This window comes from Bacillus mycoides (assembly GCF_000832605.1).
Classification (GTDB): domain Bacteria; phylum Bacillota; class Bacilli; order Bacillales; family Bacillaceae_G; genus Bacillus_A; species Bacillus_A mycoides.
Genome location: NZ_CP009692.1, coordinates 4511405 through 4533823 on the forward strand (window position 1 = coordinate 4511405; position 22419 = coordinate 4533823).

The 22419-nt window shown below is 36.5% G+C and carries 27 protein-coding genes and 2 other annotated features; of the genes, 10 read left to right on the forward strand and 17 right to left on the reverse strand.

Annotated features, from left to right (window positions below):
• The 3 genes from trpD to trpE are packed head-to-tail and all read right to left on the reverse strand — an operon-like array spanning position 1 to position 3025.
• The gene (gene trpD, locus BG05_RS24925; protein ID WP_002125997.1) at positions 1-1026 is read right to left on the reverse strand and encodes an anthranilate phosphoribosyltransferase; all 1026 of its coding nucleotides are present in this window, start codon (positions 1024-1026) and stop codon (positions 1-3) included.
• A complete protein-coding gene (locus BG05_RS24930) occupies positions 1023-1610 on the reverse strand; it encodes an anthranilate synthase component II (RefSeq protein ID WP_002086924.1) in 588 nt (195 codons plus the stop codon). Before BG05_RS24930 ends, trpD begins: the two co-directional genes overlap by 4 nt.
• Positions 1607-3025, reverse strand: coding sequence for an anthranilate synthase component I (gene trpE, locus BG05_RS24935; protein WP_002125995.1), 1419 nt, complete (start codon positions 3023-3025; stop codon positions 1607-1609). The genes BG05_RS24930 and trpE overlap by 4 nt, the downstream gene beginning before the upstream one ends.
• A gap of 51 nt (positions 3026-3076) precedes the next feature.
• Positions 3077-3321, reverse strand: a binding site (T-box leader).
• Between the two features lie 42 nt (positions 3322-3363).
• Positions 3364-3601 (reverse strand) — a binding site (T-box leader).
• 308 nt (positions 3602-3909) lie between these two features.
• Between trpE and putP the strand changes: the two genes are divergently transcribed.
• The gene (gene putP / locus BG05_RS24945; protein ID WP_002125993.1) at positions 3910-5388 is read left to right on the forward strand and encodes a sodium/proline symporter PutP; all 1479 of its coding nucleotides are present in this window, start codon (positions 3910-3912) and stop codon (positions 5386-5388) included.
• Between the two features lie 158 nt (positions 5389-5546).
• Complete coding sequence (locus BG05_RS24950) at positions 5547-5945, forward strand: Ig-like domain-containing protein (RefSeq protein WP_002125992.1); 399 nt, start codon at positions 5547-5549, stop codon at positions 5943-5945.
• Positions 5946-5969: 24 nt separating this feature from the next.
• Here the strand turns inward: BG05_RS24950 and BG05_RS24955 are convergent, their stop codons facing one another.
• Complete coding sequence (locus BG05_RS24955) at positions 5970-6365, reverse strand: PH domain-containing protein (protein WP_002168888.1); 396 nt, start codon at positions 6363-6365, stop codon at positions 5970-5972.
• Positions 6366-6452: 87 nt separating this feature from the next.
• Between BG05_RS24955 and BG05_RS24960 the strand changes: the two genes are divergently transcribed.
• Positions 6453-7124, forward strand: coding sequence for a DUF4386 domain-containing protein (locus tag BG05_RS24960; protein ID WP_016126697.1), 672 nt, complete (start codon positions 6453-6455; stop codon positions 7122-7124).
• On the opposite strand, the gene BG05_RS24965 is transcribed toward BG05_RS24960, so the two are convergent.
• Together BG05_RS24965 and BG05_RS24970 are read right to left on the reverse strand one after the other, a co-directional pair.
• Positions 7114-7689, reverse strand: a complete 576-nt coding sequence (locus tag BG05_RS24965; RefSeq protein ID WP_002125984.1) for a Crp/Fnr family transcriptional regulator — start codon at positions 7687-7689, stop codon at positions 7114-7116. The two genes, BG05_RS24960 and BG05_RS24965, sit on opposite strands and share 11 nt — an antisense overlap.
• Before the next feature lie 145 nt (positions 7690-7834).
• Positions 7835-8746 (reverse strand): DMT family transporter, encoded by a 912-nt coding sequence (locus BG05_RS24970; protein ID WP_002168890.1) that lies wholly within the window; start codon positions 8744-8746, stop codon positions 7835-7837.
• A gap of 203 nt (positions 8747-8949) precedes the next feature.
• Here BG05_RS24970 and BG05_RS24975 point away from each other — a divergent pair, with 203 nt between their 5' ends.
• The 6 genes from BG05_RS24975 (at position 8950) to exsF (ending at position 14165) form a co-directional block, all read left to right on the forward strand.
• Positions 8950-9681, forward strand: a complete 732-nt coding sequence (locus BG05_RS24975) for an alpha/beta hydrolase (protein WP_002030493.1) — start codon at positions 8950-8952, stop codon at positions 9679-9681.
• Positions 9682-9771: 90 nt separating this feature from the next.
• Positions 9772-10290, forward strand: a complete 519-nt coding sequence (locus tag BG05_RS24980) for a YjcG family protein (RefSeq protein WP_002011397.1) — start codon at positions 9772-9774, stop codon at positions 10288-10290.
• 1 nt (position 10291) lies between these two features.
• Complete coding sequence (locus BG05_RS24985) at positions 10292-10714, forward strand: GNAT family N-acetyltransferase (protein WP_003188008.1); 423 nt, start codon at positions 10292-10294, stop codon at positions 10712-10714.
• A 99-nt stretch (positions 10715-10813) separates the two neighbouring features.
• The gene (locus tag BG05_RS24990; protein WP_003188006.1) at positions 10814-12880 is read left to right on the forward strand and encodes an ATP-dependent helicase; all 2067 of its coding nucleotides are present in this window, start codon (positions 10814-10816) and stop codon (positions 12878-12880) included.
• A gap of 143 nt (positions 12881-13023) precedes the next feature.
• Entirely contained in the window at positions 13024-13494 is a 471-nt protein-coding gene (gene cotY / locus BG05_RS24995; RefSeq protein ID WP_002011392.1) for a spore coat protein CotY, read from the forward strand.
• A 167-nt stretch (positions 13495-13661) separates the two neighbouring features.
• Positions 13662-14165, forward strand: coding sequence for an exosporium protein ExsF (gene exsF, locus BG05_RS25000; RefSeq protein ID WP_002011391.1), 504 nt, complete (start codon positions 13662-13664; stop codon positions 14163-14165).
• A gap of 76 nt (positions 14166-14241) precedes the next feature.
• On the opposite strand, the gene BG05_RS25005 is transcribed toward exsF, so the two are convergent.
• Together BG05_RS25005 and BG05_RS25010 are read right to left on the reverse strand one after the other, a co-directional pair.
• On the reverse strand, positions 14242-14427 hold the full coding sequence (locus BG05_RS25005) for a hypothetical protein (RefSeq protein ID WP_033708144.1): 186 nt from the start codon (positions 14425-14427) through the stop codon (positions 14242-14244).
• Positions 14428-14591: 164 nt separating this feature from the next.
• On the reverse strand, positions 14592-14951 hold the full coding sequence (locus BG05_RS25010; protein ID WP_000899658.1) for a DUF1360 domain-containing protein: 360 nt from the start codon (positions 14949-14951) through the stop codon (positions 14592-14594).
• A gap of 124 nt (positions 14952-15075) precedes the next feature.
• Here BG05_RS25010 and exsY point away from each other — a divergent pair, with 124 nt between their 5' ends.
• Positions 15076-15540: an exosporium assembly protein ExsY gene (gene exsY / locus BG05_RS30235; RefSeq protein WP_002125979.1), complete on the forward strand. Its 465-nt coding sequence runs from the start codon at positions 15076-15078 to the stop codon at positions 15538-15540.
• A 48-nt stretch (positions 15541-15588) separates the two neighbouring features.
• Here the strand turns inward: exsY and BG05_RS25020 are convergent, their stop codons facing one another.
• The 9 genes from BG05_RS25020 to BG05_RS25060 form a co-directional block, all read right to left on the reverse strand.
• Positions 15589-16107: a spore coat CotO family protein gene (locus BG05_RS25020; protein WP_003187999.1), complete on the reverse strand. Its 519-nt coding sequence runs from the start codon at positions 16105-16107 to the stop codon at positions 15589-15591.
• A 147-nt stretch (positions 16108-16254) separates the two neighbouring features.
• Positions 16255-17025, reverse strand: coding sequence for an enoyl-ACP reductase FabI (gene fabI / locus BG05_RS25025; protein ID WP_002011384.1), 771 nt, complete (start codon positions 17023-17025; stop codon positions 16255-16257).
• Between the two features lie 108 nt (positions 17026-17133).
• Complete coding sequence (gene rfbD / locus BG05_RS25030) at positions 17134-17988, reverse strand: dTDP-4-dehydrorhamnose reductase (protein ID WP_002011383.1); 855 nt, start codon at positions 17986-17988, stop codon at positions 17134-17136.
• Positions 17989-17999: 11 nt separating this feature from the next.
• A complete protein-coding gene (gene rfbB, locus BG05_RS25035; protein WP_002125972.1) occupies positions 18000-18971 on the reverse strand; it encodes a dTDP-glucose 4,6-dehydratase in 972 nt (323 codons plus the stop codon).
• Positions 18972-18986: 15 nt separating this feature from the next.
• Positions 18987-19532, reverse strand: a complete 546-nt coding sequence (gene rfbC / locus BG05_RS25040; RefSeq protein ID WP_002011381.1) for a dTDP-4-dehydrorhamnose 3,5-epimerase — start codon at positions 19530-19532, stop codon at positions 18987-18989.
• Between the two features lie 8 nt (positions 19533-19540).
• Positions 19541-20278: a sugar phosphate nucleotidyltransferase gene (locus tag BG05_RS25045; protein WP_002030415.1), complete on the reverse strand. Its 738-nt coding sequence runs from the start codon at positions 20276-20278 to the stop codon at positions 19541-19543.
• A 14-nt stretch (positions 20279-20292) separates the two neighbouring features.
• The gene (locus BG05_RS25050; protein WP_003187995.1) at positions 20293-20973 is read right to left on the reverse strand and encodes a glycosyltransferase family protein; all 681 of its coding nucleotides are present in this window, start codon (positions 20971-20973) and stop codon (positions 20293-20295) included.
• Positions 20974-20984: 11 nt separating this feature from the next.
• Positions 20985-21671, reverse strand: coding sequence for a glycosyltransferase family protein (locus BG05_RS25055; RefSeq protein ID WP_002125967.1), 687 nt, complete (start codon positions 21669-21671; stop codon positions 20985-20987).
• Positions 21668-22357 (reverse strand): class I SAM-dependent methyltransferase, encoded by a 690-nt coding sequence (locus BG05_RS25060; protein WP_002125965.1) that lies wholly within the window; start codon positions 22355-22357, stop codon positions 21668-21670. Before BG05_RS25060 ends, BG05_RS25055 begins: the two co-directional genes overlap by 4 nt.
• Positions 22358-22419: the final 62 nt, after the last annotated feature.

A 22419-nucleotide genomic window follows, 5' to 3' on the forward strand; every position in this document is an offset into this window, starting at 1 on the left:
TTAATTCACCCTTTCTAATTTTTCATGGCTTGCTGCAATTAATAAGTTTAGTTTGGCTAATGCTTTTCCAGAGTCAATGCTATGTGCCGCTAGTGTAATTCCTTCTTCAATCGTTTCTGCTCTTCCATTTGCGAAAAGGGCTAGACCTGCATTTAATAAAACAGTATCGCGATAGACACTCTTTTCTCCGCTTAATACTCCGAGTGTAATCTTTGCATTTTCTTTTGAATTCCCACCTCTAATTTCTTCATTTTTCACTCTTGAAAAACCATACTTTTCTGGATCAATACTCATTTCTACTATTTCATTATCTTTTAAAACGACGACATGATTTTCTCCCTGTAATGATGCTTCATCTAAAAAGCCACTTCCGTTTACGACGAGCGCTTGTTTTCTGCCAAGTTTCTGCAATACTTCCGCTACCGGCAATAACATATCTCGCTTATAAATACCGACAAATTGTGTTTCTAAATTAACCGGATTCGTCAACGGTCCAATTAAGTTAAAGATCGTCGGAACGTTTAATTCTTTTCTTATTTTCATAATGCGTCTTAATGCTGGATGCATCGCTGGTGCGAATAAGAAGGCAATCCCTACAATTTCTAATAAGTAGTCAATTTCACCTGGCGTACAACTAATGTTTACACCGAGTTCTTCTAATAAATCAGCACTTCCTGTTTTACTAGAAACAGCGCGGTTTCCATGTTTCGCAACCTTTACACCAGCTCCGGCAAGTACAAATGCCGATGTTGTACTAATATTGAATGTTTGCGCACCGTCACCACCCGTTCCACAATTGTCCATCGCGCCTTTTATATGATTTGAAAACGGTAATGCCTTTTCGCGAAGAGCACGAACGAGACCGTATATTTCTTCTGCTGTTTCGCCTTTCGCTTTCAGCAATACTAAGAAAGCTGCAACTTCACTTTCCAATATGTTGTCACTTAATAAAAGAAGTCCAGCTTCATACATTTCTTCTTCTGTTAAATGTTGTCCCTCTACTAATTTTCGAAGATAACTGTTCATACTCTCTCCTCCTCTTTCACTTCTGCTAAAAAGGCACGTATTAACTTTCCACCTTCTTCTGTTGCAATTGATTCTGGGTGAAACTGTAATCCGAAGAGCGGATAATAGTTGTGACGAACTGCCATGATTTCTCCGTCATCCATCGCTGTCGCAAGTATGTCAAAACACTGCGGCAAACTATTTTGCACTGCGACGAGTGAATGGTAACGCATTGCTGTTAACGGCTGCGTTACGTACGAAAAGATTGACGTTCCGTTATGTTTCACACGCGATGTTTTTCCGTGTTTAATGCGCTCTGCTCTAACAATTTCTCCTCCAAATGCGGATATGATTGCTTGATGGCCAAGGCAAATTCCTAAGATGGGAACGTTCTTATAAAAATGACGAATAACATCGATACAAATTCCAGCATCTTCTGGTTTCCCAGGTCCTGGTGAGAGCACAATTCCTTTCGGCTTCATCTCCTCTAATTGTTCAATTGTTATTTGATCATTTCTTACGACAACAATTTCTTTCTCGTACTCGCCTAATAGTTGATACAAGTTATATGTGAACGAATCATAATTATCGATAAGTACAATCATTTCATAACCTCCAAAAGCGCTCTCGCTTTATTTAATGTTTCTTCATATTCAGCAACCGGGTCTGAATCGTAGACGATACCCGCTCCTGCCTGAACGTACGCTTTCTCGTCTTTTACAACCATCGTTCGAATTGCTAGCGCCATATCAAGATTTCCTGAGAATGAAATATATCCAACTGCTCCGGCGTATACATTTCTTTTTTCATGCTCTAACGTATTAATAATTTCCATCGCTCTAATTTTCGGAGCACCTGATACTGTACCCGCTGGTAAACAATACGCTAATGCATCAAATCCACTTATTCGTTTTCGCAATGTTCCGTAAACTTCAGATACAATGTGCATAACGTGAGAGTATTTTTCTACTTTCATATATTTATCTATCATCACAGATCCAATTTCACTTACTCTGCCAATATCATTTCGCCCTAGGTCCACAAGCATCATATGCTCCGCCCGCTCTTTCTCATTTCCTAACAGTTCTTTTTCGATTTCCTCATCTTCCTGCTCCGTTTTCCCTCTCGGTCTCGTACCCGCAATTGGGTTCGTCATCACTTTATCCTCTCTAACTGATAACAAACTTTCCGGCGAAGAACCGAGTACAACGTAATCTTGAAAGTCGATATAAAACATATATGGCGACGGGTTTGCAATACGAAGTTTTCGGTATAGTGCAAATGGATCGCCTTTACACTCACTTTTCAAACGCTGAGATAATACGACTTGGAATATGTCCCCGGCTCGTATATGTTCTTTCGCCGTTTCTACCATTTCGCAAAACTCTTTTTCCGTTATGGAAGAAGTGAATGATAATGTTGATTGTATTTCATTTACTTCCGCTTCTTCTCCCTTTAGCACTTCCTCTTTGTATACTTGCAATCTTTCGTATACTTCTTCATAAGAAGCTGAATCGTCTTCCCTGCATACATATACAAATGAAAACTTTTGGCGTAAATGATCGTAAACGGTAAACTCACGATATAGTAAAAGGTGTACTTCTGGAATATTTAATGGATCGTGTAAATCTGCTCCAATGTTTTCATACTGCCGAATGACGTCATAACCAATATAACCAACTGCTCCTCCGCAAAATGGGAATGGACTCTCTACTAGCGATGGTGCGATTACCTCTTCTAACACTTGCAATACGTTACCTTGCAACTTTTCTGTTTGCCCATACATCGTTCGTTCTACTTCTATACCGACGCTTTTCACTTCTCCATATGGATTACACCCTAAGTAAGAATAGCGCCCTTTATCTGGATGAAGCTGTGAGCTTTCTAGTAAAAACTTTTTCTTTCCCTTCATACGTCTATATAAAGAAATTGGCGTAATGCTATCTCCTTCTTCTTCAGCGATTACTAAAAATGTTTTTCTTTGTTCTTTTTGCTTCATAAATTCCTCTTTTGTCATCATGCCTTTCACCTCACTCTGAAAAATAAAAAAGTCCCCTACATATCGAAATATGTAGAGGACGATAAATTTACCGTGGTACCACCTCAGGTTGGACGCAAAAGCATCCCGCTTTATTCAGGTACAAAATATATACCTTATCCTTGTAACGGCGGAACCCGGGTTGCCTACTGAAAACAATTGTTCAGCATACCTCTCGTAAGCCCATTCCGTATATGGCACCGCACCGGGCTCCCACCTATTCCCGGCTCTCTGTAACGTCTCCAATATACGTACTCTTCTTACTTAAACGATTTAACATATTTAATTTTTTATACACAAAAAGGGAGTACTCATCCTATAGAAAGGACGGGTACTCCCGTGGTGCCACCTTAATTCGTTACAAACGTAACGCACTTTACCGTATCAAAAACAATACGTGTCTCTTATATCGATGAGATCATGTCGCCAAAGCCTACTTCTTTCGTTTCGGTTTGGAAGCTCCGAAGCCCATTCCACATCAATTCCATACTGATTCGCACCAACCATCAGCTCTCTGACATGTTCATCATGTGTACTCTTCTTCATCAACGCTTGCATTTTTTTAAGTTGCACTCATTATAGACCTAACTTTTTTCACAAGTCAATACTTTTTTAAAAAAAATTATTTCTCCCTTCTTTCAATATTATATTGACAAAACAACGTGTTTTTATGTAAATATAATAAATACTCTATTAAAATTAAGGTTTTTTCGTCTGAAATTTATATATTTAAAAAGTAAAACGATGTCAAAAAACGCTTACATTTCTGAAAATTCATATTTGTATATGGATTTTCCAGAATAATCATGATAGATTATAAATATGCAAAATGCATCAAAAGACATGACAAAAGGAAGGGGAACTACATGAGTACGCAGATGTTAACTTTAACTTCTATCTCTATTTACATGCTCGGGATGTTAGTAATCGGCTATTTCGCCTACAAACGAACGTCCAACTTAACAGATTATATGCTTGGCGGGCGTACACTAGGCCCCGCAGTAACAGCATTAAGTGCTGGAGCATCTGATATGAGTGGTTGGCTTTTAATGGGATTACCCGGTGCAATGTTTAGCGTTGGATTAAGTAGTAGTTGGATTGCGATCGGCCTAACACTAGGCGCATACGCAAACTGGCTTTATGTCGCTCCTCGCTTACGTACCTACTCTGAAATTGCAAACAACTCTATTACTATTCCAGAATTTTTGGAACACCGTTTCCACGACAAATCTCACATGCTACGCTTAGTATCCGGACTTGTTATTATGATTTTCTTTACTTTTTATGTAGCTTCAGGACTAGTTTCAGGCGCTGTATTATTTGAAAATTCATTTGGTATGAACTATCATATTGGATTATTCATTGTAGCAGGCGTTGTTGTAGCTTACACATTATTTGGTGGTTTCTTAGCTGTAAGTTGGACAGACTTCGTGCAAGGAATCATTATGGTAGTTGCTCTTATTCTTGTTCCTATCGTAACAATTATGAATGCAAACGGACTTGGACCTGCATTTGATACAATTCGATCTGTAGATCCAACACGTTTAGATATTTTTAAAGGTGCCTCCACTTTAGGAATTGTTTCCTTATTCGCATGGGGCCTTGGTTATGTTGGACAACCTCATATTATCGTACGCTTTATGGCAATTTCTTCTGTAAAAGAACTTAAAAGCGCACGAAGAATTGGTATGAGCTGGATGATTTTCTCTGTTGTCGGAGCTATGTTTACTGGTCTTATCGGTATTGCCTACTATTCACAACAAGATTTGACATTATCTAACCCAGAGACAATTTTCCTTGAGCTTGGAAAAATTTTATTCCATCCACTTATTACTGGATTTTTATTAGCAGCGATTTTAGCTGCAATTATGAGTACAATCTCATCTCAGCTTCTCGTTACTTCAAGTGCTGTAACAGAAGACTTATATCATACATTCTTTAAACGTTCTGCTTCTGATAAAGAGCTTGTATTTGTCGGTCGTATGGCTGTTCTTGGTATCGCCTTAGTTGGGTGCGCATTAGCGTTTAAACAAAATGATACGATTTTAGCTCTTGTTGGATACGCTTGGGCTGGATTTGGTTCTTCATTCGGACCAGCTATTTTATTAAGTCTATATTGGAAACGTATGACGAAATGGGGCGCGCTTGCTGGTATGATTTCTGGTGCCGCGACTGTTATTATATGGACTCAATTTAAATTCTTAACAAACTTCTTATATGAAATGATTCCTGGTTTCACAATTAGTTTACTAGCAATCATAATCGTTAGTTTACTAACTCAACCTTCAAAAGAAGTTGAAGAGCAATTTGAGGATTTCGAAAAACAACATAGTCATAGTCTATAAAAAAGCTTTGCTGTTATCGTAACAGCAAAGCTTTTTTTATTACAGTTCGACAATCTTCTTCTCAAATTTAACAAATTCTTTATGTTTCGTTAAATTTAACATAACACTACTCCTTTATAGTATTAGTATTAGCACTTATACAGAAAGGGGACTCCAACATGTTAGCAGCTTTCCAGCAACAACACATAAGAAAATTTTCACCTATTACAAATACTTCTGCTTCTCGTTTAAACATTCAACCTAATCCACCCAAAATTTCAATTGCTCCTTCTGTTATTTCAGTTATCGGTGTTCATATGGAAAAAAATAAGTTAAAAATAAAAACTGGGCAAAGTACTGAGTTATCAGCTTCCGTTTTACCAATGCAAGCGACGAATAAAGAACTTATTTGGACCAATATGAATTCTGATGTCATCACAATATATCCAAAAGGTGAAACTGTGACGATTACTGGACAAAGTGCAGGAAGAGCAGTCGTAATTGTTACAACTGCTGAAGGAAAATTTCGTGACCTATGCGTCATTCATGTACAACCTTATATGACAAATCCAAAGTAAAAGAGTGGCTTCGTAGCCACTCTTTTACTTTATTTCAATGTGCGGATTTTTACTTTTCACAAGATTAATAAATTGTTCTTTATTTTTAGGAGAAATAATCTCTGTTTCATATGATCCGTAAACAATTTCTAATCGATCGAATGATAACGCATAAGCCGCTATTGGATTTTTTGTATTGGAAATTCGTTTTATGTCTCGTATAAATATACGCTTTTTAACCGGACCTGATGTAATCATAATTATTTCTTCCTTAACGATATATTTTGTTGAAAACCAACTCCAACTAAACAGTATAGCCAACGGAATTGTAAAAAATAAAAGAAAATATTCTCTCCCTACAAATATGGGAGCAAAACACGCTCCAATGACAACGAAAAAAATCGGATATAACCATACATCTTTTTTTGATGGAAATTCCACTAAACTTCCTCTCCCTTGATTTAAGTCAATGAATCTCCTCCTCTTCCCTATTACAATGAAAACAACATTAGAATAGGAGGACGTATTATGACTGAGCGAAATTTTTCCTTATTTGCAGGCACTTCTCTTCTTATCATGGCATTCACTGCATTTTTTTCTTACGGTTTTGTTCACGGAAATCTCGTTGTACCAAGTAATGCGAGCACGACACTCCATAATATTCAAACTTCAAGTTCACTTTTCAAAGCAGAAATTTTCGGATGGATTATCATTTTTATTACGGATATTATCGCCTCGTGGGCTCTTTATTTCTTTCTAAAACCTATCTATACTAGCCTCTCATTACTAGCTGCCTGTCTTCGTCTTATGTATACAGCTATACTTGGGATTGCTATATTCAATTTAACATTTGTATTACTTCTTTCCAAAAGCACAGTTGCTAATTCAGAAGCATATACAATGTTATTTCTAGAAGCTTTTGAATACATTTGGTCTGTAGGATTAATCATTTTCGGCTTACATCTTCTCACCTTAGGATACGTAACCTTTCAATCTAAAAACATACCGAAAACTATTAGTATATTACTGCTCATTGCTGCAATCGGCTATATCATCATTAACGTAATGAATACGATGTTTTCACAATTTGATGCGATTATTTCCATTTTTAACGTTGTCTTTCAACTACCGATGATCGCAGGTGAACTAGGATTTAGTATATGGCTATTGCTTAGAGGTGGAAAAAACTCTACTGTTTGAGTCGTTTCTTAATTCTACTTAATGATTCTGGCGTAATACCAAGATAGCTCGCTAGCTGATATTGCGGAACACGATCGATTAAATACGGTCGTTTTTGTAATAATGCTTTATATCGTTCTTCTGGTGTCGATGCAATAAATAACGTAAGCTCTTCTTGTACTTCACCAAAATTGTATTCAATCATTTGGCGCGTCATTTCTTCTAACTGTGAATATTTCTTATACATGTCCTTTTCACTATACAGATCGCCAACTACAACTAGACAATCTTCTAGGCACGTTAACGTATGTGGGGATAATTTATCTTGTTTATGATGATTGAAATTTGCGATTGCTTGTTCTTCTGTATAAAAATTTGATGTAACTTCTTTTCCAGATTCATCTATACAATGTTGCCTCACGCATCCTTTTAATACAAAATAACATTTAGACGGAACATCTCCTTGTCTTAAGAGCACTGTTCCTTTTTTATACTCTTCAATTTGTAATTCTTCTACGATCATGCGCTGCTGCTCTTCACTTAATGTTGTAAGATTTGTCATGTATTTCATTAAAATCTCTTTCATTTGGTCTCTCCTTCCCCCACTATATATTATCTTTTTTCATGCTACATGGCGGGAATTCCCCCTATTAATCTGTTTTATTTTCTGCATGGAACAAAAAAAGAGAAGTTACCAATAACTTCTCTTTTCGTATATTAGAATAAACTCGTTATAATTCCTGTGTATAAGCCGGTTCGTTCACTACATTTTTTGCTGTTCGCTTTTGTTGCTGTAGTAAGAAAACAGATACACCAAACAATACGAGCATGCTACCGATAATTTGCATTGCATTTAATTTTTCTCCAAGTAAGAAGAACGCTAGTATAGATGCCCCAACTGGTTCTCCTAAAATGCTCATTGAAATCGTTGTTGCATTTACGTAATTTAATAACCAATTATTAATGACGTGTGACACTGTTGGTACAATCGCAAGTAAAAGAAAAATACTCCAATCCCACTTCGTATAGCCTGTAAATGGCACTTGAAGTATAACGTTATAAATCGCTATAAATATAGCAGCGAAGGCAAATACAGTGAAACTATAAATCCAATGGGATACTTTCTTTACTGTCGTTTGTCCGATAAATAAATAACCGACAACTGCTATTACACTTAAAAAGGATAATATATCCCCATAAATTGCTTGCTCACTTAGCCCTAAATCTCCCCAGCCAATACACATTACGCCTAGTATCGCAATTCCCATCGTCGCAATTGCTGAATAGGTTGTTCTTTCTTTAAATAAGAAAAAACCTCCCACTAAAGATACGATCGGTTGAAGTGCTAAAATAATCGTCGAACTAGCAACTGTCGTATGCTTTAAGGATTCAAACCATAGAAGAAAATGAAGAGCTAAAAAGAAACCAGATCCAATTAAAAATCCCCAATCTTTTATTTGAATCCTACTAAACTCTTCCCGTTTTTTCCAAACGATCGGCAGCATAATAAGTACGATAATCCATAATCGATACATACTTAAAACGGAAGATGGTGCTGAGGACATCTTTGCAAAAACAGCTGCGAATGAAATTGCTATAATGGAAATTGCTAGTGGTAGTGCGATTGATCTTTCTTGTTTCAAATCCTGTCTCCCCTCTCACCTGTAAAAAATCCCACTTCATTATATCCGTTTTCTTTCACAACTTAAATACTAATTTTTTAGATTCTTCGTACCATTATGGTAAAATAGAAATTAAGGCACCTATTAGTGATTATTTCTTTCCTTTTCACTACAAGCGTCGCTCTTACAATCATTACAGTAAATTTTTATTTAGGGGGATATACATGAATCAAACAATAGGGAGAATTGAAGAAATTTCATTTTTTAGTACATCACTTCAAGAGGAGCTTACACTTCTTGTTTATTTACCAGTAAATTACACACCTCTCCATAAGCATACGGTTGTTATTGCACAAGATGGTAGAGATTATTTTCAGCTTGGTAAAGCGCACCGTGTAATTGAGCGCCTTCGCGAAACTGAAGAAATTGACCGCACAATTATTGTCGGTATTCCATATAAAAATGTACACGATCGTAAGGAAAAATATTTCCCAAATGATGTAAAGAATGCTGCTTACATTCGCTTCCTTGCTCACGAGCTTGCTCCATATATTGATGCAAATTATCCAACGTATCAAATGGGTAAAGGACGCGTTTTAATTGGAGATTCTCTCGGCGGTACAGTTTCCTTCATGACCGCACTTATGTATCCGCATACATTTGGTAAGGTCGTTATGCAATCACCATTTGTTGATGAAACAGTCATGAACTTAGCAAAAGATTTCAAAAATCCGGGGGCGCTAGATCTTTATCACGTAATTGGGACCGAAGAAACAGCTGTCAAGCGTACAGACGGACAAGTATCTGATTTCGTAGAACCAAATCGCGAGTTAAATAAACTACTTACAGATAGAAATTTCATCACGCATTATGAAGAGTTTGAAGGGAATCACACATGGAAATATTGGCAAGCAGATTTACCAAAAGCATTTTCTCATATTCTATCAATGAAATAATAGAGAGCGGTATTCAGAATAATTTGATATAATAGATAAAGAGATTTATTCTCAAAATCTAACTAGACTTGCAAAGGGAGGAATTGGAACATGAAATTAGGAATTGTAATTTTTCCATCAAAAATGATTCAAGATAAAGCGAACGGATTACGTAAACGTTATGATCCGCATTACGCATTAGTTCCGCCACATATTACATTGAAAACACCCTTTGAGACGCAAGATGAACAATTAGAATCGATTGTGAATGAGTTACATACAATCGCAAATAAAACGAACCCTTTCACCCTTCATGTTGGGAAAGTCGGTTCATTCGCACCTGTTAATAATGTTCTTTATTTTAAAGTAGAAAAAACACCTGAACTTACTTTCTTAAATGAAGAAATGCATAATGGTTTCTTTACACAAGAGCGCGAGTACTCTTTCGTACCTCATTTAACAATCGGTCAAGACTTATCAGACGCAGAGCACGCTGATGTATTAGGTCGATTACGTATGAAAGATTTCTATTATGAGCAACCAATCGATCGTTTCCACCTTCTATACCAATTAGAAAATGGAACGTGGACTGTACATGAAACATTCCACCTCGGAAAGGAGAACAACTAATTTGCACGCACAAATCGTACAAACGGACGAACAACTAAATGATACATTCTCTGTACGTAAGCAAGTATTTGTAAATGAACAACAGGTTTCTGCAGAAGAAGAGTATGATGAGTTTGAAGAGATTTCAACACACGTTGTTATATATGATAATGATGTTCCAGTTGGTGCTGGTCGCTTCCGCATCGTTGATGGAATAGGAAAAATGGAGCGCATTTGCGTACTAGCTTCCCATCGCCAAAAAGGCATTGGCAAAATCATTATGGATGCACTTGAAGCGCATGCAAAAGAAGAGTCTCTACCGAAATTGAAACTCCATGCTCAAACACATGCTGAAGTTTTCTATAAGAAGCTAGGATACGTGACGGCTTCTGATGTGTTTATGGAAGCAAATATCCCGCACGTCGTAATGATAAAAGAATTATAATTTTGTAGCAGGAGGTAGCCCCTCCTGTTTTTTACATTGCTATTTTCTTTTTCTTCCGCTAAAGTTAAATGTTGATGCTATAGTTTTGAAGGTGAATATATGACACAAGAAAAATTTTCACAAAAACCGTTAACACACGCTGGCATTCCGCAAGCGGCGTATCATATTCCGAAAACATCTATCCATTTAATTATGGAAGAAGATGCAGATGCGGCGTATTTCCGCGCTTTAGAACAGCAAGGTGTTTATTTAAATGAAAAACAGTTAGAAGCAGTGCAAACGACAGAAGGACCTGTCCTTACACTAGCTGGTGCTGGAAGTGGTAAAACATCTGTTTTAACAACTCGCGTTGGTTATTTAGTTAATGTAAAACATGTCCATCCGCGAAATATTTTGCTGCTGACGTTTACACAAAAAGCAGCTGAAGAAATTCGAAGCCGTGTAGCGAATTTACCTGGTATGAATCATGCCGCAAGTAGCTATGTCGTTGCTGGTACATTCCACTCTGTCTTTTTAAAATTGCTTCGTAGTCAAGGATATAATCAGCAAATTTTAGCAAATGAAAAACATAAACAAATTATGATAAAGAAAATTTTGAAAGAATTGCGCTTAAAAGACGATTATGATGCCGAAACGATACTCGCTATGATTTCACTTGAGAAAAACAAATTGAATCGTCCGAAAGATGTAAAAGCGAAAACACCGGTTGAACAAGAGTTCAAAGAAGTATACGAACGTTTCGAAGAGGTAAAACAACGACACAATTATATCGATTTTGACGACATCTTATTAGAAATGTATTATATGTTAGAAAATAACGCTCCCCTGCTTACTCAATTACAAGAGCGTTTTCATTACATTGAAGTAGATGAGTTTCAAGATACGTCGTATGCACAATATGAAATTGTAAAATTGTTAGCCACGCCGAGAAATAATTTATTTATCGCAGGTGATGACGATCAAGCGATTTACGGCTGGCGAGGGGCAAGTCACCAAATTATTTTATCTTTTCCAAAGGAATTTGATAATACTACGATTATCGCACTTAATACGAATTATCGATCTAATCCATTTATCGTAGGACTTGGAAATGAAGTTATTAAGCTCAATCAAGAACGTTTTGATAAAGAGCTATATTCTGTTCGTAACGATGGCATACAGCCGTTTTATGCACGACCTGCGACAACTCTTGATGAAGCAAATCAAATTTTGCAACTCATTCAGGAAAAAGTAGATAGTGGTGAACGAAATTATAAAGATTTTTGTTTATTATATCGTACACATTCTGTAAGCCGTTCTTTACTTGATCAGCTTACAATTCATAAGATTCCATTTATTAAACATGGAGCGAGCCAATCGTTCTACGAACATTCTTTAATTAGGCCCGTATTAGATCACTTACGACTCGTGCTTGAACCGTTCCGCCTCGAATCACTTTCAAATATATTACCAACAATGTATATTGGCCGTGATGAGTGCATTTCATTTATTGAACGTGAACAATGGAAATATGGTGAGGGCCGTTTCCCTTCTCTTCTTCATTTTCTATTACTAAACCCAAGCTTGAAACCTTTTCAAGTTAAAAAAGTAAATGAGCGAATCGATTTTATTAAGTTTATAAAAGAACTTGAACCGAAAAAAGCATTGAAAGAAATTATTCATGGTAAAGGAAAGTATTTAGAGTACTTACAAAGTAATGATCGTTCTTCCTTTACGATGCATAAGGACATACAAGAAGAAATGTTAGAAGAATTAATGGAATCAGCAACTCGCTTTACGGATATTCCAGCTTACTTACAATTTATTAACGAGGCCATTCAAGGTCAAAAAGAAATGGAAGCATTAAAAACAATGCCGCAAAAAGATGCTGTATCGCTTATGTCAATTCATAACGCGAAAGGCCTTGAGTTTCCATGCGTCTTTTTACTCGGAGCAAGCGATGGTATATTGCCGCATACTTCTTCTTTAAAAGATGCAAATGACCGTGTGACGGAGACTTCTGAAGCATTAGAAGAAGAACGACGATTACTCTATGTCGCCATTACACGCGCAAAAGAAGAACTTTACATTTCCTCCCCGCAATTTTTCAGAGGAAAGAAACTAGATATATCTCGTTTTCTATATACTACGCAAAAAGATTTACCTGAAAAGACATCCATTAAATAATGGGTGTCTTTTTCCATATCACGATATGTACATCCCCTCTATATAAATTCCCTGTTTCTATCCTGAGAATTAACGTAATATCAACCATATCCCGTTCATATTGTAATAGTGTATGTCAGAACTCACGATAAGGAGTGAACATAATGAGCTGCAATTGTAATGAAGATCATCAACACCATGATTGTGATTTCAACTGTGTATCTAATGTCGTTCGTTTTATACATGAACTACAAGAATGTGCAACCACAACATGTGGATCTGGTTGCGAAGTTCCATTTTTAGGAGCACATAACACTGCATCAGTAGCGAATACACGTCCTTTTATTTTATACACAAAAGCTGGAACACCTTTTGAAGCATTTGCACCATCTGCAAGCCTTACTAGCTGCCAATCTCCAATTTTCCGTGTAGAGAGTATAGATGATGATGACTGTGCTGTATTGCGTGTATTAACTGTAGTTTTAGGTGATGGTACCTCTGTACCACCTGGTGACGATCCAATCTGTACATTTTTAGCTGTACCAAATGCAAGATTAGTATCAACCTCCTCTTGTATTACTGTTGATTTAAGTTGCTTCTGCGCTATTCAATGCTTACGCGATGTTTCTATATAAAACTGAATACTAATTTAAGCATGGATTGGGTGGCAGATGATTCTGCCACCCAATCCATGCTTAAAAGGTATTATTATGTATTTTTTATAAAATTGGGAACTTGTCTAGAACATAGAACCTGTCCTTTTCATTAACTAAAAGTAGAAACAGATAAAGGAGTGAAAAACATGTTCTCTTCTGATTGCGAATTTAATAACATTGATTGTGAGGCGAAACCAGCTAGTACACTACCTGCCTTCGGTTTTGCTTTCAACGCTTCTGCACCTCAGTTCGCTTCACTATTCACACCACTACTATTACCTAGCGTAAGTCCAAACCCAAATATTACTGTTCCTGTAATAAATAATACAGTAAGTGTCGGAGACGGTATTCGAATTCAAGTAGCTGGTATTTATCAAATCAGTTATACATTAACGATCAGTCTTGATAACGTTCCTACTGCACCAGAAGCTGGTCGTTTCTTCTTATCATTAGGTACACCAGCTAACATTATTCCTGGATCAGGTACAGCGGTTCGCTCTAACGTTATTGGTACTGGTGAAGTAGACGTATCCAGTGGTGTTATTCTTATTAACTTAAACCCTGGTGACTTAATTCAAATTGTACCAGTTGAACTGCTTGGAACTGTAGACATCCGTGCTGCAGCATTAACAGTTGCACAAATTAGCTAGTAAAAAGCGGTATTTCTTAATTGAAATACCGCTTTTTATTTTTACAATAAAAAACACTCACCGTAACATGAGTGTTTCATTCTTCATATTGTTTTATTGTATTCTTCTTTTTCCCACAGTTGCATCCCTTTTTTTTCACAAACCCTTGTTGCTGTAACTGTTCTTGATATGCCTGTTGGTGTGCTTGTTGCTGTTGCTGTATGTTATACCACTGCTGTAGATCATATGAATTTTGCCTTGGATTATTGCTCACAGCAAACATCTCCTCTACTGTCAATTCTGTCTATTTACTATATGAACAACTCTTTATTTCCGTTCCCGCATCCTCTTAAACTCCGCTTTTTCTAACATCATGAAGATTTATCCCGATTGGTGCGGGCTGATAATTAGCGGGGGATGCCCCACACTGATTAAATTTTCACTTTATTATTCTCCCATAAAATATCCTGTAATTGTTTCAATGATCGCTGCTGCACCTGCAATGGCTAATAATGCTAGTACAGGCTCTGCAACAATAGGAATCCATTTATATAAAACTAATAAAAAAGCACTAACCCACACACCTGTACACCAATAGCAGCTTAATAATTCTCCAATCCACTTTCTTAATCCTTTCCCTTTCACCTTTGTAAAAGTCGATACACTTCCATCAGGCTCTGTAATCTCTAACTCATCAATAAACGGTCTTCGCAAAAAAGCTGTAATTTTATCATAAACAATAAGACGAGTTAACCTAAATGCAGCTAGCGCAAAAATAAAAAATAAAAGCCAGCTTGTAAATAACATAATTCCACCTTCCCTATCCTCTTTAGCCTATTTAAAAAAAAAGGTCTTAAGATTGTGACCAAATCTCCCCCACTCCAATATCTTATTAATGTAAATACAAACAAGAAGATAAGGAGTGACATTAATGAGTTGTAACGAAAATAAACACCATAGCTCTTCTCACTGCGTAGTTGACGTCGTAAAATTCATCAATGAACTACAAGATTGCTCTAGTTCAACATGTGGTTCTGGTTGTGAAATTCCATTTTTAGGAGCACACAATACAGCAGCAGTAGCAAATACACGCCCTTTTATTTTATACACAAAAGCTGGAACGCCATTTGAAGCATTTGCACCATCTTCAAGCCTTACTAGCTGCCAATCTCCAATTTTCCGTGTAGAAAGCGTAGATGACGATAGCTGTGCTGTCCTACGTGTGTTAACTGTAGTATTAGGTGATGGGTCTCCTGTACCACCTGGCGACGATCCAATTTGTACGTTTTTAGCTATACCAAATGCAAGATTAATCTCGACATCTACTTGCATTACTGTTGATTTAAGCTGCTTCTGTGCTATTCAGTGCTTACGCGACGTTTCTATAGTTAAGTAAACTAAAAAACTATTGGGGTGGTAGAAGCTTTCTACCACCTTTACATATTTAAAAGCCGGCCATATCAATCGATTTGATGTCTTCTATAGATAATCGAATATCTCTCATACTATTTGGTGGCATAATGGATACAATGCCATTACGGTAAGATATAATCGATCCTATATATGAGACGGTCGTCGTTCTTATTCTACATCTTATTTTTGGAATGTAATGAGGACGATTTAATAAAAAATGAATTTTTTCTTCATTATTCATATCCTTAAAGGATTTATTGTAAGGGACCGTTCTCACTTGCTCTTCCTCTACTTTTTCTTCCACCTCCACTTTAGGCTCCTCTCGTGGTTCTTGTTTCTCTTGTTCTACCACTTCTTCCACAGCACTACTTACAATACTTTCATTTCTATTACTTTGCTCTTTTTGATCCTCATCTTCGAAATTCGTTAAAATAATTCTTTTTATTTTCGGTGCAGCGAGTTCTAAATTTACTTGTGCAATATATAACAACGGTTTTCCAACTGTTGAACTTTTATTTTTATTCTTCACACTCGTCCCTCCCACTTCCATACGTAGCTGGATAAATCGTGTACTATTATAGTTATATTCATAACGTGGCTAGAACTTTCGTTAAAAATCGTTCTTTCTGGGAACAATTAAAAAGGACAGTCTCAACGTTTAGAGACTGTCCTTTTTAAACTTTAATTCCTATTATATTTATCCTAAAATATGATATCCTGAATCAACATGAATGTTTTCACCTGTTACTCCGCGTGCTAAATCACTGAATAAGAATACTGCTGTATCTCCAACTTCTTCTGGAGTCGTCGCACGACGAAGTGGTGCGCGTTCCTCAATTTCTTTTAAGATTGAGTTAAAGTCGCCTACACCTTTCGCAGATAACGTACGAATTGGTCCTGCAGAAATAGCGTTAACGCGAATGCCATGTTGTCCTAAATCGTTCGCTAAATATTTCACGCTAGCTTCTAACGAAGCTTTCGCAACACCCATAACGTTATAGTTTTTCACAACGCGCTCGCCGCCAAGGTATGTTAAAGTTAAAATATTTCCGCCTTCTGTCATCACTTTCTTCGCTTCTCTTGCTACAGCTGTTAAAGAGAATGCACTAATATTTTGTGCAAGTAAAAATCCATCGCGAGAAGTATCTACAAATTCGCCTTTTAAATCATCACGATTTGCAAAAGCAATACAGTGAGCAACACCGTGAATTGTACCAACTTCTTGCTTAATAGTTTCAAAGCAAGCTGTAAGTTCTTCATCATTCGTTACATCACAAGGTAATACAAGTGATTCTTGTCCTTCTAATGTTTCCGCTAGTTCACGAACGTTTCTTTCTAAACGCTCTCCTGCATATGTGAATATTAATTTTGCACCTGCATTATGCAAAGAGCGAGCAATTCCCCATGCAATACTTCTTTGGTTCGCAACGCCCATAACAACAAATGTTTTCCCTTGTAATAGTTCCATGATATATCCTCCCAGAAATACTTATACTTGTTATTAGTACCTGATACTATAATTATAGTACCATAAAACCTCTTAAAGGCAAACAAAAAAGTCACTAACATAAATTTGTTAATGACTTTTTGTTTCTATAAAAAACCTTTCTAATCCTTCTTCCCAAGTAGGCATTTGTAAAAAACCATTTAATCGTAGCATGTTATGTTGAAAGATAGAATATTTTGGTCTCGCAGCCGCCGATCCGAATTCTTCAGTTGAAACAGGTAATACATTCACTTTCATATTTGCATACGAAAATATTTTTTGGGCAAATTCAAACCAAGAACATGATCCTCTATTGGATACGTGATACGTACCGTATAAAGAAGTGTGAATGAGCTTATTAATCATCATATTTAAATCTGCCACGTACGTAGGAGAGCCAATTTGATCCGCTACAACAGATATGTTTTCTCTCTCTTTTCCTAATCGTAGCATCGTTTTCACAAAATTATTTCCATACTTACCATACAACCACGATGTACGAACTATAAAATATTTATTATGTAACTCTTTTACGAACTGCTCTCCTGCAAATTTAGAAGCTCCATATATATTTATCGGTGCTGGATTATGAAATTCATGATAGCCATCCGGTTTGTCACCTGGAAATACATAATCGGTACTGACATACACTAACTTAGCCCCTACTAATTGTGAAGCAACCGCTACATTTCGAGCTCCAATCGCATTTATTAAGTAAGCAAGATCCTGTTCTTTCTCAGCACCATCTACCTTCGTATACGCTGCACAATGAACAATTGTATGTGGCTTTATTTCTTGTACCACTTGCTTAATTCGGGATATATTTGTTACATCTAATAACTTTTTATCAAATGGATATATGTCATATTCCTCAGAATTCAACTCTTCTTGTAGTTGCTTCCCTAGCTGACCGTTCGCTCCCGTTATGATAATCCGTTCTTTCATCTACATGCCCCTTACTTTTCTTTTAGTGGTTTCCACCAGTCCACATTGTTTTTATACCATTCCACCGTTTCTTTTAATCCTTGTTCGAACGTATACTTCGGTTCCCATTCAAACTCATTCTTCATTTTTTGTGCATCAATCGCATAACGACGGTCGTGACCTAAACGGTCTGTTACAAATTCAATATCTTTTTTCGTTTTTCCTAAAAGTTTTATAATTTGTTCCACAACATCTACATTTGTTTTTTCGTTATTTCCGCCGATATTATACACCTCTCCTACACATCCCTTATGCAAAACGGTGTCAATTGCACTACAATGATCCGTTACATGCAGCCAATCCCTTACATTCAATCCATCACCATATAATGGTAGTTTCTTTCCTTCAAGCGCATTCGTAACCATTAACGGAATTAATTTCTCAGGATATTGGTACGGTCCGTAGTTATTAGAACAACGCGTTATAATAACCGGTAATTGATACGTTTCATAATAAGATAAGGCTATCATGTCGCTACTCGCTTTACTTGAAGAATATGGACTATTAGGAGCTAGCGGGGTTTCCTCGGTAAACTTTCCTGTTTTCCCTAAAGAACCGTATACTTCATCTGTTGATACTTGCACGAGTTTAATATGTGAATATTTTTTCACTAACTCCAACAGCGTGACTGTACCTATTACATTCGTATCATAAAAAGGAATTGGGTTTTCAATACTACGATCCACATGTGATTCAGCTGCGAAATTTACAATTACTTGCACGTCACGTTCCTTAACAACATGTTCCAGCAGCTCTCCATTTTGGATTTTCCCTTTTACAAATGAGTAGTTAGGATTTTCTTGAATAGACTTTACATTATTTAAATTCCCGCTATATGTTAATGCATCGTAATTAATGATTTTATATGTTTCATAGTTTTTTAACATATAGTGAATGAAATTACTTCCAATAAATCCAGCTCCACCTGTAACTAATATATTCATAAACAACTCTCCTACTTAAAAACTATCTTCATATTCCTGAAGTAATGGTAATATTCGATCCTTATCGGACAAGATAGGATTTGTTACCGGCCATGGAATTGATAATTCTTTATCTTCCCAAAGCAAACCGGAATCGTGATCAGCACTATAATACTCATCTACTTTATACATAACAATTGTATGAGGTACAAGTGTACAAAAACCATGAGCAAATCCTTTCGGCACTAATAATTGCCTATGATTATCCGCACTTAAAATATAACCTCTCCACTTTTTAAATGTAGGTGAATCTTTTCGCAAATCAACGATAACATCATATATTGCACCTTGCATAACTTGAATGAGTTTCGTTTGTGCTTTCGGATTTTTTTGAAAGTGTAGCCCTCGAATCGTCCCCGAATGCGCTGAATAAGATACGTTATCTTGCAGAAATGAATGCGTAATCCCTAACGATTCTAGCATCTTCTTATTATAACTTTCAGTAAAAAAACCTCGCTCGTCTTCAAACAATCTCGGTTCTAACAATTTCGCATCGGTAAAATTTGTTTCTACAACTTTCATATTTTCACCTATTCTCCATTAAACTGTTTCCCAAAGTTTATATCCCGCGCTAACGTATTCGCTCTTTGAAGAGAAGCATGCGTTCCCGCATCAGTCCACCAGCCGCTCATTTCATTATAAGTAAGTACTCCTCGTTTTAAATACCAATTATTTATATCTGTAATTTCAAGTTCCCCTCTTGCGGAAGGTTTTAATTCTTTTATATAAGAAAAGACTTTCGAATCATACAAATAAATTCCCGTAACAGCATAAGAACTTTTCGGCTCATTCGGCTTTTCTTCAATTCCAATTATTTTTCGGCCTTGAATATGCGCTACACCAAATCGCTCGGGATCTTCTACAGATTGAAGCAGCACTTTAGCCCCTTCTTTTTGACTTGTAAACTCTTCAACATACGGGCAAATATCATCTGAAAAGATATTATCTCCTAATATAACTACCATCCGATCATTTCCTACGAAATCTTCACAAAGTCCTAGTGCCTGCGCAATCCCACCCGCCTTATCTTGCACACGATACGTAAAGGATACACCAAACTCTTGACCACTTCCTAGAAAGCTCACAACATCTCCCATATGCTCTTTACCGGTAATAATCATAATATCTGTAATTTCACATCGCTTCAGCTTATATACCGCATGATAAATCATCGGATACCGCCCAACGGGAAGTAAATGTTTATTCGTTACTTTCGTTATTGGATATAATCTCGATCCTGTCCCGCCTGCTAAAATAATCCCTTTCATCCTTCATCTCTCCCTTATGATGGAGATAGCACCTCTTTATAATGTTCCACAAAAATTTCCCGGTATTTCTCATATGTATCCGCATCAAACTCATCTCCGTTGTAATGAATACACCATAGATTTGCTTGATTAGGGATACCAATTAAATATCCAGCCTTTTGAAATTCTAAAGACTGTGACACATCATAGAAATGAAATCCTTGAAACAAATCCTCTCGCCACGGAATATCATACTGCGTTGCCATGAGTAAACCATCGATTGCTTGCACTGACATAAAAGATCGATTTCCATAAAAACCCAGATCCAAATTTAATAATTGATAATTCTGTCTTCTGTACTCAATCACTTTCCCTACTAAATTTTTCCCTTCCCACCATATCCCGTTACTCGGTAAAAACTGAGCACCAGCTACTCCAATTAAACCAAGCTTTTCATTTTCTTTAAAAAGAGAAATGAGGGTACAAAACATATCACGATTAATAAGGTAAGTATCTTGATGTATATATACTTTATATTTCGCCGGATATGAAAGTGCTCGATTGTACGCACTTGCCATACTTTTCGCATCTCGTATCGGAAAAATTTGCACTACATAGCCAGGGGGAACAACAATGTTTCTTATTTGCCTTTCGCATTGCTCGAAAAGCTCTTCATTATTTACACAAACAACAACTAATATTGTATGATCTTTCATTTTGTAGCCCTCTATTCTTCCTTATTCACATCTGACATATAGTTCTCTACAAATACTTTTCTATACTTTTCATAGTTCGTCATATTTACATCGAAATGATAATGAATACACCAAGCATCACGCTGCACAGGGACACCGACTGTATACCCAGCTTTTTTAAATTCAAAAGATTGGGATACATCATAAAAATCAAACCCATCAAATAAGTCCTCTCGCCACGGAATATCATATTGTGTCGCCATCAATAAACCGTCAATACATTCCGCAGGAATAAATGTTTTCGATTCATGAAATGGTTGCTCTAAACTTGCCATATAAAACAAATCGTTCATATAACCAATGACTTTCCCGACAATCCCACGCCCTTCGTTCCATACACCATTTGGAGGAACATATTGGGATCCAACCATCCCAATCATCCCAAGATGTTCATGCTCCTCAAATAATTGAATTAATCCGTATAGAAAGGCTCCATTTATAATAAAGACATCTTGGTGTAAATACACTTTATACTTCGCTGGATGTGAAATGGCTTGATTGTATCCGCTCGTCATACTTTTTGCATTTCGAATCGGCATAAATTGTATAGTATACCCAGGAGGTACTGCCAATTTCAATATATGTCGCGCACATTGTGCATACAATTTCCGATCATTTATACATGTAACAAATAGTATTGTTTTTTCTGCAGCACTCATAATTGTGATTTTTCTGCTTCAATAATATATTGAAATACAACTGTCTCAGCCATGAAGCCACTTCCAAGACGATACTTTTTACAAATTCCATATAACTCTTCAATAAGTGGCTCATATATTTTATGATCAACATATACACGATCTACTTTACTAATAGAATATCCTGCTTTTAAAAACATTCTTAGCATTTCATTAAAAGTAAAGAAACGAATATGCGTTTTATCTAATAATCCATATTCTGTATACGTCCAATTTCCAGCGAGTAAGGGAGCTAATACTGAAATGTGCGCAACGTTTGGTATGCTAGCTAAAATCACACCATTTTCTTTTATATATGGCTTTACTTTCTTTATAACAGCCCACGGATCAAATAAATGCTCTAATACATCCCCGAATATGACACAATCAAATTGTTCCTTCTCATAAGGAAGATCCATTGTTTCTATATCACCTAAAATAACATGATCTAGTTTTTCTTTCGCTTTTTCGGCAGCCTCTGGGAACGCCTCAATTCCTGATACACGTGCTCCATTTTCTTTTATAGCCGCTCCTAATGCACCGCTCGAGCAACCAATATCAAGAACTTCTTGCCATTCCTTTTTTATATGCTTGAATAAATTAGGGTTTATCGCATTATAATAATGTTCAGATTTTTCTTCGTATAAAGAACTTTTCTCCCGATTCATTTCACACACTCCTTATGCAAATTGAATTTGAAATATAAACAAAAGATATTCTACAAAGGATG

Bases quoted from the DNA above. Each gene is read 5' to 3' on its own strand.
- fabI (WP_002011384.1), bottom strand. From the start codon at position 17,025: ATGGAACTATTACAAGGGAAAACATTTGTTGTTATGGGCGTTGCGAAC.
- BG05_RS24930 (WP_002086924.1), bottom strand. From the start codon at position 1,610: ATGATTGTACTTATCGATAATTATGATTCGTTCACATATAACTTGTAT.
- BG05_RS25055 (WP_002125967.1), bottom strand. From the start codon at position 21,671: ATGAGTGCTGCAGAAAAAACAATACTATTTGTTACATGTATAAATGAT.
- BG05_RS25050 (WP_003187995.1), bottom strand. From the start codon at position 20,973: ATGAAAGATCATACAATATTAGTTGTTGTTTGTGTAAATAATGAAGAG.
- exsF (WP_002011391.1), top strand. From the start codon at position 13,662: ATGTTCTCTTCTGATTGCGAATTTAATAACATTGATTGTGAGGCGAAA.
- BG05_RS25060 (WP_002125965.1), bottom strand. From the start codon at position 22,357: ATGAATCGGGAGAAAAGTTCTTTATACGAAGAAAAATCTGAACATTAT.
- BG05_RS25020 (WP_003187999.1), bottom strand. From the start codon at position 16,107: ATGGAAGTGGGAGGGACGAGTGTGAAGAATAAAAATAAAAGTTCAACA.
- exsY (WP_002125979.1), top strand. From the start codon at position 15,076: ATGAGTTGTAACGAAAATAAACACCATAGCTCTTCTCACTGCGTAGTT.
- rfbC (WP_002011381.1), bottom strand. From the start codon at position 19,532: ATGAAAGTTGTAGAAACAAATTTTACCGATGCGAAATTGTTAGAACCG.
- trpD (WP_002125997.1), bottom strand. From the start codon at position 1,026: ATGAACAGTTATCTTCGAAAATTAGTAGAGGGACAACATTTAACAGAA.
- BG05_RS24950 (WP_002125992.1), top strand. From the start codon at position 5,547: ATGTTAGCAGCTTTCCAGCAACAACACATAAGAAAATTTTCACCTATT.
- BG05_RS24990 (WP_003188006.1), top strand. From the start codon at position 10,814: ATGACACAAGAAAAATTTTCACAAAAACCGTTAACACACGCTGGCATT.
- BG05_RS24975 (WP_002030493.1), top strand. From the start codon at position 8,950: ATGAATCAAACAATAGGGAGAATTGAAGAAATTTCATTTTTTAGTACA.
- BG05_RS24980 (WP_002011397.1), top strand. From the start codon at position 9,772: ATGAAATTAGGAATTGTAATTTTTCCATCAAAAATGATTCAAGATAAA.
- putP (WP_002125993.1), top strand. From the start codon at position 3,910: ATGAGTACGCAGATGTTAACTTTAACTTCTATCTCTATTTACATGCTC.
- BG05_RS24960 (WP_016126697.1), top strand. From the start codon at position 6,453: ATGACTGAGCGAAATTTTTCCTTATTTGCAGGCACTTCTCTTCTTATC.
- BG05_RS25010 (WP_000899658.1), bottom strand. From the start codon at position 14,951: ATGTTATTTACAAGCTGGCTTTTATTTTTTATTTTTGCGCTAGCTGCA.
- BG05_RS24965 (WP_002125984.1), bottom strand. From the start codon at position 7,689: ATGAAAGAGATTTTAATGAAATACATGACAAATCTTACAACATTAAGT.
- cotY (WP_002011392.1), top strand. From the start codon at position 13,024: ATGAGCTGCAATTGTAATGAAGATCATCAACACCATGATTGTGATTTC.
- BG05_RS25005 (WP_033708144.1), bottom strand. From the start codon at position 14,427: ATGTTTGCTGTGAGCAATAATCCAAGGCAAAATTCATATGATCTACAG.
- rfbB (WP_002125972.1), bottom strand. From the start codon at position 18,971: ATGAATATATTAGTTACAGGTGGAGCTGGATTTATTGGAAGTAATTTC.
- BG05_RS25045 (WP_002030415.1), bottom strand. From the start codon at position 20,278: ATGAAAGGGATTATTTTAGCAGGCGGGACAGGATCGAGATTATATCCA.
- trpE (WP_002125995.1), bottom strand. From the start codon at position 3,025: ATGATGACAAAAGAGGAATTTATGAAGCAAAAAGAACAAAGAAAAACA.
- rfbD (WP_002011383.1), bottom strand. From the start codon at position 17,988: ATGAAAGAACGGATTATCATAACGGGAGCGAACGGTCAGCTAGGGAAG.